Source organism: Xanthomonas sp. NCPPB 901, assembly GCF_056725085.1.
Genome location: NZ_CM161511.1, coordinates 4909149 through 4923791, shown reverse-complemented (window position 1 = coordinate 4923791; position 14643 = coordinate 4909149). Strand labels below are relative to the sequence as shown.

7 protein-coding genes are annotated in these 14643 nt (G+C 66.7%); 3 read left to right on the top strand and 4 right to left on the bottom strand.

Annotation, left to right across the window (positions count from 1 at the left end; translation table 11 throughout):
* Nucleotides 1–86: 86 nt before the first annotated feature.
* Complete coding sequence (locus AC1PME_RS20850; protein WP_481096912.1) at nt 87–4709, bottom strand: RHS repeat-associated core domain-containing protein; 4623 nt, start codon at nt 4707–4709, stop codon at nt 87–89.
* Between the two features lie 428 nt (nt 4710–5137).
* On the opposite strand from AC1PME_RS20850, the gene mutM reads away from it, so the two are divergent.
* Both mutM and AC1PME_RS20840 read left to right on the top strand, forming a co-directional pair.
* Nucleotides 5138–5950 carry a bifunctional DNA-formamidopyrimidine glycosylase/DNA-(apurinic or apyrimidinic site) lyase gene (gene mutM / locus AC1PME_RS20845; RefSeq protein ID WP_481096911.1) on the top strand — a complete coding sequence of 271 codons (813 nt, stop codon included), beginning with the start codon at nt 5138–5140 and terminating at the stop codon, nt 5948–5950.
* A gap of 237 nt (nt 5951–6187) precedes the next feature.
* Entirely contained in the window at nt 6188–7792 is a 1605-nt protein-coding gene (locus AC1PME_RS20840) for an OpgD/OpgG family glucan biosynthesis protein (protein WP_481096910.1), read from the top strand.
* Between the two features lie 415 nt (nt 7793–8207).
* On the opposite strand, the gene AC1PME_RS20835 is transcribed toward AC1PME_RS20840, so the two are convergent.
* Together AC1PME_RS20835 and AC1PME_RS20830 are read right to left on the bottom strand one after the other, a co-directional pair.
* On the bottom strand, nt 8208–8969 hold the full coding sequence (locus AC1PME_RS20835) for an SEL1-like repeat protein (RefSeq protein WP_307547406.1): 762 nt from the start codon (nt 8967–8969) through the stop codon (nt 8208–8210).
* 165 nt (nt 8970–9134) lie between these two features.
* Complete coding sequence (locus tag AC1PME_RS20830) at nt 9135–9755, bottom strand: thymidine kinase (protein WP_010340794.1); 621 nt, start codon at nt 9753–9755, stop codon at nt 9135–9137.
* Between the two features lie 132 nt (nt 9756–9887).
* On the opposite strand from AC1PME_RS20830, the gene rep reads away from it, so the two are divergent.
* Nucleotides 9888–11864, top strand: coding sequence for a DNA helicase Rep (gene rep / locus AC1PME_RS20825; RefSeq protein ID WP_254459686.1), 1977 nt, complete (start codon nt 9888–9890; stop codon nt 11862–11864).
* A 527-nt stretch (nt 11865–12391) separates the two neighbouring features.
* Here the strand turns inward: rep and glyS are convergent.
* Nucleotides 12392–14635: a glycine--tRNA ligase subunit beta gene (gene glyS, locus AC1PME_RS20820; RefSeq protein ID WP_307547403.1), complete on the bottom strand. Its 2244-nt coding sequence runs from the start codon at nt 14633–14635 to the stop codon at nt 12392–12394.
* Nucleotides 14636–14643: the final 8 nt, after the last annotated feature.

Genomic DNA, 14643 nt, shown 5'->3' with positions numbered 1-14643 from the left:
AAACAATTCAAGATGGTAAGCAACGCCAATGCATAAAACAACGAACGCCAAGTCTATTATTTTTTTTCTGGACATTCATCACCTCATCACTTTTTGTATTCAATCCAGCTTTTCGTCTTGTCGTTGTTTCCGCCAGCATCAGGACAAATGTTTACATCAACATGAAGAATATCCCCTTCATGAACTGGAGCCTTAGCCTGAGACATAGCCTCACCACAGACAAGACCGATTCCTAGGCCGGCCCAAGGACCTGCTCGAGTTGTCATAACACCTAGTGCCCCACATAGCAGGGAGCTAACACGCCCATTAAGCTCATTAATAGCATCCGCCTCGTCCCTGCTCAGAATCTTTTTTTCATGGTATCGCACATTGAATTCCGGGACTGGCTTTTCTTTCGCCCAGGCGCCCGGTGCAGTTCTGCTACAGTCAGCACCCCAGTCATCTGCTGGGCCACAAACCAACCCTCCATCCAGCCCATAGATATCTCGATAAGCAAATGGGCTGGCAAAAACATAGGCATATGTACCGATACCTCCCTTCAACCCAATAGGATCACTCTGCACATACCGCCCCGTGCCGGGCTCGTAGTCGCGGAAGTAGTTCTGGTTGAGCCCGCTCAGCGCGTCATAGCGCTGCCCAGGAAAACGCATGTCAAACATGAAGGCAGTGCCGTCCTTGTCCGGGTCCTGGTCCGGAGCGGTGTTGCCGAAGGCCTCGCCCTTCAGATCCCAGCGCCAGATCGCCACGTCGCGGACCGGGTCGATCACGGCGCGCGGCGTGCCCAGGTGGTCCGGCTGCACGTAGCGCAACGTGGTCTTGGCCAGCACGCCCACCGGTAGGTCGTCCAGCCAGATCGCCTGCTGCACGACCGCGCCGTTGTTGTCGTAGTCGCCCAGCCAGTGACCGCTCTCGTCGTACAGCGTGTAGGTGTTGGTCTTGCCCACCCGTCGCACCTGCTCGCCGCGGCCGTTGTAGGCGTAGTTCGCCACAGTGGTGCCGCTGCGCTTGACCTGCGTCAGCCTGCCGTTGGCGCCATACACATACTGCAGCGCCGTACCGCCGATGGCCGTGGTGTTACCAGCCGCATCGTAGCTGCGTGACGTACCAGCCACGCTGCTCAAACGGTGACTGGTGGTCGGATAGCTGTAGGTCTGCGTGGTGGTGTTGACCTTGGCGCTTAGGCGGTTGCCCGTGGCGTCGTAGGTGTAGCCATCGATCACCGTATCGGTCGGGCCATCCTTGAAGGCGGTCAGCCGGCCCAACGGGTCGTAGTCCAGCTTGACCACCGGCGCGGTGTTGCCCGGCGCGGTCAGAGCGCTGAGGTTGCCGACCGGGTCGAAGGCGAAACCCACCGCCAGCCCGTCGCTGCGGGTGTCGTTGACCGCCAGCGGGCGGTAGTCCTGGTCCAGCATGCGCTGCATGGGACGGCCATTGCCGTAGGTCCAGCCGGCCACCGGGCCGAATGGGTAGTAGGTCGCCTGGTTCAGCAGCACCTGGCGGCTACCGCCGGCTGGGGTCACCCCGACCTCGGTGGTCTGGCCCTGGGCGTTGCGCACATAGTCCACCACAGCCCCATCCGGATAGGTCAGCCGGCTCAGCTGCCCAGCTTTGGTATAGGCATAGCGGACCACGAACACCTTGCCGTTGGTCGTCTGCACCTTGCGGACCAGATCGCCGAAGCGGTCGTAGCAGTAGTCAGTGCTGCCGCTGCCGTCCTTCATCCGGGTCAGGCGGCCAACACCATAGGTCTCGCCGCTGGCGCAGGTGGTCTGGCTGACATCGTAGGTGTAGCTGACGTTGAGGCTGCTGGTCGGATAGGTGACCTGGGTCAGCCGGTTCAGCGCGTCGTAGCCGTAGCTGGTCTTGATGTTACGCGCGTCGGTCTGGGTGGCGCGGTTGCCGGCACTGTCGTAGGTGTACGTGGTGCTGCCGGTGTCCGGACTGGTGAGCTTGGTCAGATCGCCCAGGCCGTTGTAGGCGTAGGTGGTGTCCAGTCCCTTGGGATCGGTGACCTTGGTCAGGTTGTCCAGGGCGTCGTAGCCGAAGGTGGTCTCGGCGGCGATGCCACCCACGTCCTGCAGGGTCCGCGCCAGCCGGTTGAGCGGGTCGTAGTCGTTCTGGGTGACATGACCAAGCGCGTCGGTGACGGTCTTGGTATTGCCGTTGGGGTCGTAGCCGAAGTCGGTCGGATCGCCCTGCGCGGTGGCCTGCGTCGCCAGTTGGCCGAGCTGGTTGTAGATCCGAGAGAGCGTGCGCTTGAGCGTGCCCGATGCGTCCTTGGTGTCTTCCTTGGAGCGGTTGCCGGCATTGTCCAGGGTGTAGTGGATGGTATTGCCGGCGTTGTCGGCGATATCGGTCAGCCGGTGCGCCGCGTCGTAGGTGAAGCGGGTGAACGCGCCATCGGGCTGGGTCACCTGCTTGACCAGCCCGGTCGGCCAATAGTCGATCACGGTGATGCGATCGTCGCTCTCGCTGCTGTCGTCGGCCCCACGCACCTTGCTGGTGGTCAGCCAGCCGCGCGGATGGTAAGTGAAGTCAGTGACCACGCCATTGGCGTCCTTCGCCGACAGCACGCGGCCGGCACCGTCGTAGGCCAGGTACTCGGTGATCTGACCCAACGCGTTGGTGACCTTCCACAGGTCGCCCTTGCGGTGTGGGCAGGTGGTCGGGGACGTGGCGCAGGTGCTGTCGTCGCTGGGGTAATAGGTAAAGCTGGTGGCGTCGCTGACGTCGGTGCGCGCGCCATCGACCGTCTTTGGCAAGCCGAGGATCGGGCAGGTGCTGTCGGTCGCCGCCACGTCCGCCGCCTCACAGTAGCTGTGGGTGACCATGCGCTGCTTGCCGGAGGCCGTGTCGCTGCTGGTCATCTGCACTGGCTGCAGGCGATCGTTGTAGCTGTAGGACACGGTGCGCCCGCCCGTCTGCACTGACAGCAGGCGATTGCTACCGGCCGCGGTACGCGTCGTCGTCGTGCGCTCCTGCGGTTGCCCGACCGCCTCGCGTACGGTGTGGACGTTCACCGCGACACCGTTCTCTGTCGTTTCGGCATAACTGTGCTGGGTCTGGATACCACGGCGATCGGTGACGCTGCTCAGCCGGCGGCGGAAGTCGCTGGACTGATCGTTGTAGCTGTACTGCAGCGTGCCGTCCTGCCTGGCGACGGACCCGACCTTCGGCGACGCCCCGCCGGCGTCGGTCATCGTGTAATCGGTGACATCACCTAGCGCATCGGTGACGCGGGTGCCGGCGGCGGAGTACGCCAGGGTGATGCCGTCGATGCCACCGGCGTGCTGGCTGGAGATCGCACGGCCGACCTCGTCGTAAGCGAAGGTGCTGAAACGCTGGCCGTCCTCCGTGGTCACCCCGGTCAGATGGCGCGGGAAACGCGTGTCCTCGTAGTGATAGATCCGGCTGCTGCCGTCAACATAGGTCACGCTGACCAGGCGCTGTTGGTCGTAGCCGTAGCTGGCTAGCTGCACCCCAGCGGAGACGATGCCGGTGATCAGCGCGTCGTCATTGTCGTCGGCATACACCAGTTCGATGGAGCGGCCCTGCAGCGACGCGATGCTTTGCAAGCGCCCGCGCGCGTTGTAGCCGTACACCCATCCGCTGCCATCCTCGGCCACGCGCGAGACCAGCTTGCCCTTGGCATCGAAGGTATGGATCGCATCCTGGCGATACAGGACCCACTGGTCGCCATTGGCGACGATGCGTTCGCCCGAGGCATTGGCTGCGCGATACTCGGCCCCCATCTTGCGGAACGGCACGGCATAGCCGCTGCCTTCCACCAAGCCCAGCGTATCGCCCTGGATCGTCAGGTGCAGGCTGTGCGAGAAGGTCCAGCCAGGGCCGAATCCACCCGTGTTCAGCGCGATACCCGAGTGGTAGTAACGCGTCAGGGTGATCCAGCCCAGATCGAGATCGCGTTCGGTCTGGAATTTCTCACCGGTCTTGACGTCGCAGGGGTTGCCGACCATGCCGGAGTTGCCACCGCCACCTTGGCGGCTGTCTTGATCATTGCCACATTGCAGGGAGATGACTTCGATGGTCGCGAAGATCTCCTTGTTCGTGCAGCCTTGGTCGCTGATGTGCCAGTTGGTGTAGGGCTTGGGGCATTCGCTCCGCCGGGATCGGGCGATGGAACTGGTGTAGTCGTAGGTACCGCTGCAGTCGTCGAAAAAGGCGACCACGCTGTAGTACCTGCTTTGAGTTTCCGCCCCCATGTCGTACTCCGGGTATGGGCCTGCTCCCGCAACCCATCCGCCCTGCGGCGTGACGGATGCAGTTCCACATTGGGGCGCCTGTTCGGTCACCTGCTGCACCAGCGACGCCACCGCCTCTGCTTCGGTGAGGACCTTGGTCGCCCGGGCGATGTAAATCCAATCTTCGTCTTTTGCCTTCTCGTTGCCCATCCAGTAGGTGATCAGCATCGTTCCGTCTTCACTGACGATCTGGTCCTTGATCGTGTCGACGTACTGATAGGCATCATCCGCGTACTGCGGTCCAGGAATCGCCTTGATCGCCGCTTCCGCCTCCGACTGGCTGTAATAGGTGCCGCGATTGATTCCCTGGGCATCGCGGATGACGAATTTCTGCTTCGGCCCTTCTGTTACGGCGAACGCCGAACCCACGAACAAAAAGAGCAGAGCCACTACCAGCGCAAAGCGGGTGGCACCGATGGAGGGTGGGGCGTGATGCATCGTAGTCATTGCGCGTCCTTGCAAGAGTCCATCAATCCAATCGAATCCGTGGTTGCCGGCTGCCTGTCCAGCCGCAGGCCGATCGGAGCGCAACAGCGCGCCGCCAATAGCCGCCACAGGCTCGGCAGTGTTATCGGAGAACCAAACAGGTGGGACGCTCGATCGCGGGCAGTCGCGTCATCCCTGAGCGAAGCAGCATAGCGAACGGAAACAACCACGTTGCGCATACGACAATCCTTGTCATTACGATGCGCGATGCTAGACGAGGGCGTAGCCGTCTGCAACCAAACCCGTCGGAATCTCACGTGTCCGTTAAAGACGCGTCACGCCTCCTCCTTGCACCCTCTCGGACGACTTGCCGATATGTCCGGCAGGAGCCGTACGAACACGGTGCTAAAGTTGTCGATCAGCGTCCTCCACCGTCTGCGATTGCGTCCATGCCCGAACTCCCCGAAGTCGAAACCACCCGGCGCGGCCTGGAGCCGCATCTGTCGGGGCGGCGCATCCATGGGGTGATCCTGCGGCGGCCGGATCTGCGCTGGCCGATTCCGCCGGAGGTGGCGGAGCACTTGCCGGGACAGCGCATCGACGGCATTCGCCGGCGCGCCAAGTATCTGCTGCTGGACACCGCGGTCGGCAGCGCGCTGCTGCATCTGGGCATGTCCGGCAGCCTGCGCGTGTTGCCCGGCGACACGCCGCCGCGGGCGCACGATCACGTCGACATCAGCCTGGAAGACGGCCGGGTGCTGCGCTTCAACGATCCGCGCCGGTTTGGCTGCCTGCTGTGGCAGGCGCCGGGGCAGGTCCATCCCTTGCTCGCCGAGCTGGGGCCCGAGCCGCTGTCGGATGCGTTCGACGGCGATCATCTATTCCGGCTCAGCCGCGGCCGCACCGCGCCGGTCAAGACCTTCCTGATGGACCAGCGCATCGTGGTCGGGGTGGGCAACATCTACGCGGCCGAGAGCCTGTTCCAGGCCGGCATCAGTCCGCTGCGCGAAGCGGGCGAGGTCTCGCGTGCCCGCTATGCGCGCCTGGCCGCGGCGGCCAAGGCGATCCTGGGCTATGCGATCCAGCGCGGCGGCACCACGCTGCGCGATTTCATCAGTCCGGACGGGGCACCGGGCTACTTCGAGCAGGAGCTGTCGGTGTACGGCCGCGAGGGCGAGGCCTGCAAACGCTGCGGGCGCACGCTGCGCCATGCCAGCATCGGCCAGCGCGCCAGCGTCTGGTGCGGCCACTGCCAGCGCTGACGTGATGGCCGCGATCCCCGTGGATCGCAGGTGACGCGCACGGTCCGGCACACGGCGCCGTGTCGCCCGTCCCCGATTGGCGGCTGCGGCGGGCATGGGTCGGCAAGCTGCCCCGCACCGTCCATGTCCCGCATCTGCGGGCTGTCTGCGCCTGGACTCCGCGGCGTCGGCGTCGTCACCGCCGCATTCGGCGGCGCTTGTCTATGATGGACGTCCTTTTTTCGTTCCGATACGGCCATGCAACGACGCGATTTCCTGAAGAACGCCGCCGCCGCCTTCGCCGCCATGGGCTTGCCGGCGATGCCGATGCTCGGCCAGGCCGCCCCCGCGGTGGGCCTGCGCCGCCTGGGCAAGCCGCAGCCGTTCGACTACGCCTGGCTCAAGGGCCACGCGCGGGCCATGGCCGATGCGCCGTACCAGAGCCACAAGCGGGTGCTGCCGGCGCCGGTGGAGGGATTGACCTGGGACCAGTACCAGTCGATCCGCTACCGCCAGGACCACGCGCTGTGGGCGGCCGAGCAGGGCCCGAAGTTCCAGGCCAAGTTCTTCCACCTGGGCCTGTACTTCAAGACGCCGGTGCACATGTTCGACCTGGTCGACGGACAGGCGCAGGAACTGGCCTACGACAGCGCGGCGTTCGACTACGGCAGCAGCGGGCTGAAGGGCAAGCCGCTGCCGAAGGAGCTGGGCTTCGCCGGCTTCCGCCTCAACACCAAGCAGGACACCGAGCGCGACTTCGCCGCGTTCCTCGGCGCCAGCTATTTCCGCGCGGTGGGCAAGGAAGGCCAGTACGGGCAGTCGGCGCGCGGGTTGGCGATCGACACCGGCACCGGCGGGCCGGAGGAGTTCCCGGATTTCATCGCCTACTGGCTGGAGCAGCCCAAGGCCGGCTCGGACACGGTGGTGGTGTATGCGCTGCTGGATTCGCCCAGCGTGGCCGGCGCCTACCGCTTCGCGATCACCAACGGCGACGTGCTGCTGATGGACATCGACAGCGCGCTGTATCCGCGCAAGACCATCGAGCGGCTGGGCCTGGGTCCGTGCACCAGCATGTACCAGGTCGGCGAGAACGACCGCCGCATGGACTGGGACTGGCGCCCGGAAATCCACGACACCGATGGCCTGGCGATGTGGACCGGCGGCGGCGAGTGGATCTGGCGGCCGCTGTGCAATCCGCCGCACCTGCGCTTCAACATGTTCGTCGACGAGAATCCGCGCGGTTTCGGTCTGCTGCAGCGCGACCGCAACTTCGATCACTACCAGGACGATGGGGTGTTCTACGAGAAGCGCCCGTGCCTGTGGGTGGAGCCGAAGCAGGGCTGGGGCAAGGGCTCGGTGCAACTGGTGGAGATCCCCACCGTCGACGAGACCTTCGACAACATCGTGGCGTTCTGGAATCCGCAGGACAAGCCGCAGCCGGGCCAGGAGCTGCTGTTCGGCTACCGCCTGTACTGGGGCGCGCAGCCGCCGGCGTCCTCGTCGCTGGCGCACTGCGTGGCCACCCGCACCGGCCTGGGCGGCGTGGTCGGGCAGAAGCGCCACTATTTCTCCTGGCGCTTCGCGGTGGATTTCGTCGGCGGCGAACTGGCCAAGCTGGGCAAGGAGAAGGACGCCAAGGTCGAGGCGGTGCTGCAGCTCAACCGCGGCCGCACCGAAATCGTCTCGGCACGGCCGCTGCACGAGATCTCCGGCTACCGCGCGATGTTCGACGTGGTGCCGCCGGACGACGGCACCGAGCAGATCGACATCCGCCTGTACCTGCGCAGCGGCGAGCGCCCGCTGACCGAGACCTGGCTGTACCAGTGGACGCCGCCGCCGGCGGCCGAGCGCAAGCTGTACTGAGCAAGGGCGGGCAGGCAGGAGCGAGGCCCGCCGTCGTAATCATCGACCGGCAGGCCAGCGCATGTCTCGCCGATGGGCAAGCCTGCGGTGGATGTCCTGGTTGCGTCCCGATGCGCCGGGTGGGAGTGACGCGGAGCCTGCGGAGTGCTGCGTCGCGGCTGAAGCCGCTCCTGCAAATGTGTGCCGCCTCTGCAGAGGCGGCGCGCGCACGCCAACGCTTGCTGCTCTACCGACCGTAGGAGCGGCTTCAACCGCGACGGCGCCTTACCGGCAAAGCGGAACCACCGCCGAACCCGTGCTCGGACAGGCGCTGCCACGCTATCGCTGCGTGGCAACACCGTGTGGGAGGGACTTCAGTCCCGACGCGCCTTGCACTTCGCATCGAACGACGAGCGCCACCCAAGCCATCGCCGGCTCAGTGCTTGGCCGGCTCCTGCGGCGGCGGCGGACTCTGTTCCTGGCTGATGTCCTCGACGTCGCCGATGTCGACCCGCCCCGGTGTGCGGCCGTCCCACACCTGGTCCTGCAGCTTCCAGTACGCGCTCGGCTCCCAGAACTGCTTGGCGTAGAACACTTCCGCATCGATGCTGCCGCCGCGCGGGCCGTTGATCGACAGCGGACCGGCCGCGCCGGAGTGGCCGAGCAGGCCGCCGGTGCTGCGCATCGCCTCGCGCCGCAGCACCGCTTCCTGGCGCGGCTTGGCGACCTGGTCGCCGTACTCGGCGAGCATGGACTTGTCGAGCTTGGCCGCGCGCTGGCGCTCGTCCGGCGTCAGCTGGTTCCAGTAGTCCATCTTGCGCGCGCCGAACTGGTCGTAGCCGCGCTCGGCGGCCAGCGCCATCCACAGGAAGCCCATCGTATGGTCGACCGGCCCGCCTTGGCCCTCCCAGTACATCTCGCCCAGCCGCGCCTGCGAGGGCTTGTCGGCATAGCGCGCGGCGAGCTGGTATTGCTTCCTGGCCTCGGCGTAGTCGCCCTTCTTGTCGGCGCGGATGCCGGCGCGGCGATAGAACAGGTCCAGGTGCGCTTCGAGGAAGCCGTCGGTCAGGACCTGCGCCGGGATGTCCTGGAAGGTGTGGTCGCCCGGGGCCGCAGCGGCGGCGCCGGGCAGGGCAAGCAGCAGGGCACAGGCCAATGCAGCGCCGCTGCCGACGAAAAATCCTTTCAACGAAAGCATGTACCTCATCCCATGAGTGCGATCGGCGCGATTCTAGGCATGTCGCCTGGGAGCGCTCCATAGACTGATGGCATAGGCGCGGGCGCTTGCGCGGCACGCGTTAGCCACGGTTCAGCGCCTCCCGACCCGACGCACCAGCGCGGTGCGTCGGCGGTTGCATCCGGGCTACAGCGGCAGGGCGATCTGCAGCGGATCGATGCGGCCTTCGCCGCGCATGATCTTCTTGAACTCGGGGCGGCTGACCGACACGTAGCGCTCATTGCCGCCGATCTCCACCTGCGGGCCGTCCTGCACCGCATGGCCGTTCTCGTCCACGCGCACGGTCATCGTCGCCTTGCTGCCGGTGTGGCAGATGGTCTTGATCTCCTGCAGCTCGTCGGCCCAGGCCAGCAGGTACTGGCTGCCCTCGAACAGCTCGCCGCGGAAATCGGTGCGCAGGCCGTAGCACAGCACCGGGATGCGCAGCCGGTCGACCACTTCGCTGAGCTGCCAGACCTGCGCGCGGCTGAGGAACTGGGCCTCGTCCACCAGCACGCAATGCAACGGCCCGTGGCTGGCGATGTCGGCCTCGATGGTGGCCAGCAGATCGGTCTCGGCGACGAACGGCATGCCGTCGGCGCGCAGGCCGATGCGCGAGGCGACCACGCCGCTGCCGGCGCGGTGGTCCAGCCGCGGCGTCAGGATCGCCGTGCGCATGCCGCGTTCGCGGTAGTTGTGCGCCGACTGCAGCAGCGTGGTGGTCTTGCCGGCGTTCATCGCCGAATAGTAGAAATACAGTTTCGCCATGCCGCCGATTCTAACGCGGCGGCCGCGCGCCCCGGCCGCCGGCCGGATCGCGAACCGGTTCAGCGCCGGCACGGTGGTGGGGCGTCGGTGCCGGCCGCCGCCCGGTACAATGCGCGGCCAAGGGAAGTCTTCATGCACGGTCTCAATCCTCCCCAACGCGCCGCGGTCCTGCATTGCGAGGGTCCGTTGCTGGTGCTGGCCGGTGCCGGCAGCGGCAAGACCCGTGTGATCGTGGAAAAGATCGCGCACCTGATCGCCAGCGGCCGCTACCCGGCCAAGCGCATCGCCGCGATCACCTTCACCAACAAGTCGGCCAAGGAAATGCGCGAGCGCGTGGCCAAGCGCATCCGCAGCGAGGCCGCCGACGGCCTGACCATCTGCACCTTCCACGCCCTGGGGCTGAAGTTCCTGCAGATCGAACACGCGGCGGTGGGCCTGAAGCGCGGCTTCTCGATCTTCGACGCCGACGATGCCGCCGCGCAGATCAAGGACCTGATGCCCGGGGCCAAGCCCGACGCCATCGAGGACGCCAAGAACCTGATCTCGCGCGCCAAGAACGCCGGGCTGTCGCCGGAACAGGCGATGGCGGCGGCGCGCAGCACCCGCGAGCAGGAAGCGGCCAGCCTGTACGAGCGCTACCAGGCACGGCTGAGCACCTTCAACGCGGTGGACTTCGACGACCTGATCCGCCTGCCGGTGCAGGTGCTGGAGGAAAACGAGGACATCGTGATGGCCTGGCGCGAGCGCATCGGCTACCTGCTGGTGGACGAAAGCCAGGACACCAACGACGCGCAGTACCGGCTGCTGAAGATGCTGGCCGGCCCGCGCGGCAACTTCACCTGCGTGGGCGACGACGACCAGAGCATCTACGCCTGGCGCGGCGCCAACCCGGAAAACCTGATGCAGATGGGCCGCGACTATCCGGCCCTGCAGATCATCAAGCTGGAGCAGAACTACCGCTGCTCCAACCGCGTGCTGCGCGCGGCCAATGCCTTGATCGCGCATAACCCGCACGAGCACCTGAAGACGCTGTGGAGCGACCAGGCCGACGGCGAGCGCATCCGTGTGTGGGAATGCCGCGACAGCGAGCACGAGGCCGAGAAGGTCGCCGCCGAGATCGCCTACCTGGGCACCGCCAAGCAGGTGCCGTGGAGCGACTTCTGCATCCTGTTCCGCGGCAACTTCCAGTCGCGGCCGCTGGAAAAGGCGCTGCAGATGGCCGGCGTGCCGTACCACATCACCGGCGGCACCGCGTTCCTGGAGCGGCAGGAGGTCAAGGACGTGCTGTCCTGGCTGCGCCTGCTGGTCAACCCCGACGACGACGCGGCGTTCCTGCGCGCGGTGCAGGCGCCCAAGCGCGAGGTCGGTGCGACCTCGCTGGCCAAGCTGGCCGAACTGGCCTCGGCCAAGCACCTGCCGATGTCGCGCGCGGCCGAGTCGGTGGGCGCGCTGCAGCAGTTGCCGCCGCGCGCGGCCAACGGTCTGAGCGATTTCGTCGACATCCTGCACGAACTGCGCGCGGCCTCGACCACGCTGTCCTCGGCCGATGTGGTGCGCCAGCTCGCCGAGCAGTCGGGGTTGATCCGCGAACTGCGCAGCCAGTGCAAGGACGAAGCGAGTTTCCAGCGCCGCCGCGGCAACCTGGAGGAGTTGGCCAAGTGGTTCGAAGGCGGCCCGCGCGGCGCCACCGTCGGCGACCTGGCCGCGCAGTTGGCGCTGCTGTCGCGCAACGACAAGGACGACGGCGGCAACCAGGTGCGGATGATGACCATGCACGCCTCCAAGGGCCTGGAGTTCCGCTACGTGTTCATCGTCGGCTGCGAGGACGGCGTGCTGCCGCACGAGGTCAGCCTGGAAGAGGGCAACCTGCAGGAAGAGCGGCGCCTGCTGTACGTGGGCATCACCCGCGCCAAGGAGCAGCTGTGGATGAGCTACAGCAAGCTCACCCGCAAGTTCGGCGAGCACATCCGGCTCAAGCCCAGCCGCTTCTTCGACGAGATCCCGGCCGAGGAGATGCAGCGCGACGGCGCCGACCCGGTGGCCGACGCGGCGCGCAAGAAGGAGCGCGCCAATGCTGGGTTGGCGGCGATCCAGGCGTTGTTTGATTAGAAGCCGGGATTGGGGAGTCGGGATTGGGGATTGGATGCGTCGCGGCGGTGTGCGGTGCGTTGCGGGTGTTGAGGCTTGGGTTAGTGCGTGTAGTGCGTGGACTTGCGCTGTTCCTTCTCCCACCGGGAGAAGGTGCCCCGAAGGGGCGGATGAGGGTACGGGCGAAGCCTCGTGCACCCACACTCCGCGAGTCGCTTCGCGCCGTACCCTCACCCCAACCCCTCTCCCGGGGGGAGAGGGGCTTGAGCAGGGGATTGCACTGTTGGCTGTATGCGCACCGCGGAGCGGACCTAGTCAGGCGCTTCGTTGTTTTGCTGTGGAGGTTGCCGGCGTTCGCTCGTCGCGACTGAAGTCGCTCCCACAGTGAGCTTGCGGGGAGTGGGCTGGAGACCCTGTGGGAGGGCTTCAGTCCCGACGCATTGCAGTGTGCCGAAGCCAATGGCGCCGCGCAGTGCCGCAGGAGGCTCCACCCGCAAACGAGAACGGGCCGCGCAGGCGGCCCGTCTCGGGTTCGACACTGCTGGCGCTTAGGCCGACAGGTGCTCGATCGCGGCGACGCTGCCCAGGCGATCGCCCAGCCGCTTGAGCAGGGCCAGGCGGTTGCGGCGCAGCGCCGGGTCGTCGGCGTTGACCATCACCCCGTCGAAGAACGCATCCACCTGCGGACGCAGCCGCGCCAGGAAGTTCAGCACGGTGACGTAGTCGTGCTGGCGCAGGGCGCCGTCGGTTTCGGCGATCGCCGCTTCCACCGCCTCGGCCAGCGCGCGTTCGGCCGGCTCGCGCAGCAGGCCCGCATCGACCTGCGCCGGAATCTCGCCCTCGGCCTTACGCAGGATGTTGCGGATGCGCTTGTTGGCCGCGGCCAGCGCCTCGGCTTCCGGCAACGCGGCGAAGGTGCCGATCGCGTCGATGCGGCGGTCGAAATCGTACAGCGAACCAAGCGCCGCGGTCGCGGTTGAAACCGCTCCTACGGACGCCGCCGTGTCCTTCGTAGGAGCGGCTTCAGCCGTGACCGAGAACAGTGCGGCCACCGCATTGAACTGCGTCGCCGGCACGCCCTTGTCGGCGTAGTAGCCGCGCAGGCGGTCGAGGATGAAGTCGAAGACTTCCTCAATTTCGCCAAGTGTGGTGCCGCCCACCTGCGGGACAGCATTCGCCGCGGCACCGGCGGCGCGCGCTTTTGCCGCGGCAGCTTCTGTTTGCTTGTCTTTTTGCACAGTCTTCGCGAAGGCAACCGCGTCCTGCGCTCTATCGAGCAGCTTGCGCAAGTTGAGATCAAACCCACTCTCAATCACCGTCCGCGCCAACCCGAGCGCATTGCGCCGCAGCGCGAACGGATCCTTGTTGCCGGTGGGCTTCAACCCGGCAGCGAACCCACCGGCCAACGTATCCAACCGTTCGGCGATCGCCAGCACCTTGCCCAGTGGCGACAGCGCGATGTCGTCGCCGGCGAAACGCGGCTGGTAGGCCTCGTCGATCGCCAGGGCGATCTCGCTGGGTTCGCCCGCGGCGAGCGCGTAGTGGCGGCCGGCGATGCCCTGCAGTTCCGGGAACTCGTTGACCATGCGCGACTGCAGGTCGTTCTTGCTCAGTTCGGCGGCGCGGCGCGCCTGCGCCGGGTCCACGCCGACCTGCGCGGCGATCGCCTCGGCCAGCGCGGCCACGCGCTGCACCTTGTCGGCGATGCTGCCGAGCTTGGCCTGGTAGGTGACGCTGGCCAGGCCGGCCCCCATCGCCTCCAGGCCCTGCTTGAGGTCTTCGTCGAAGAAGAACTTGGCGTCGGCGAAGCGCGGGCGGATCACCCGCTCGTAGCCCTTGGCCACTTCGGCGACGTCGCGCGAGACGATGTTGGCGATGCCGATGAAATGCTCGGTGAGCTTGCCGCCGGCATCGAGCACCGGGAAGAACTTCTGGTTGCTCTCCATGGTCTCGATCAGCGCTTCCTGCGGCACCGCCAGGAACGCCGGTTCGAACTGGCACAGCACCGCCGACGGCCACTCGACCAGGTTCACCACCTGCTCCAGGTTGTCCTCGGCGATGCGCGCGCTGCCGCCGGCGTCGCGTGCGGCCTGTTCGACTTCGGCGACGATGCGCGCGCGGCGCAGGTCCGGGTCCACCAGCACCTGCGCGGCCTGCAGCGCGGCCACGTAGTCGCCCGGCTGCGCCAGCGGCACCGGCGCATCGTGCAGGAAGCGATGGCCGCGGCTGTCGCGGCCGGCCTGCACGCCGAACAGCGGCATCGGCACCACCTCGCTGCCGAACAGCAGCACCAGCCACTGCACCGGCCGCGCGAAGCCGTAGTCGTGATCGCCCCAGCGCATCGGCTTGGGGATCGGCATCGCCGCGATCGCCTCGCGCAGGATCTCCGGCAGCAGCGTGGCGGTGCGCGCGCCCGGGTTCACCGCGCGGTGCACGAAGCGCTCGCCCTTGGCGTCGCTGGTGCGCTCCAGCGCGGTCCAGTCGATCCCGGCCTTGGCGGCGAAACCCTGCAGCGCCTTGGTCGGCTGGCCGTCCGCGTCCAGCGCGATGTTGAGGTAGGGGCCGAGCACTTCCGCGCGCTGCTCCGGTTGCTCGACGGCCACGCCCGGCAGCAGCACCGCCAGCCGGCGCGGCGTGGACAACGGCTTGGCGTCGCCGCGCTCGACCGCGATGCCGCGCTTCTCCAGCCCGGCGATCACGCCGTCGAACAGCGCCTGGGCCAGGCCCGGCAATGCCTTGACCGGCAGTTCCTCGGTGCCCAGTTCGATCAGCAGGGGAAGGTGTTGGCTCATGTGTCAGA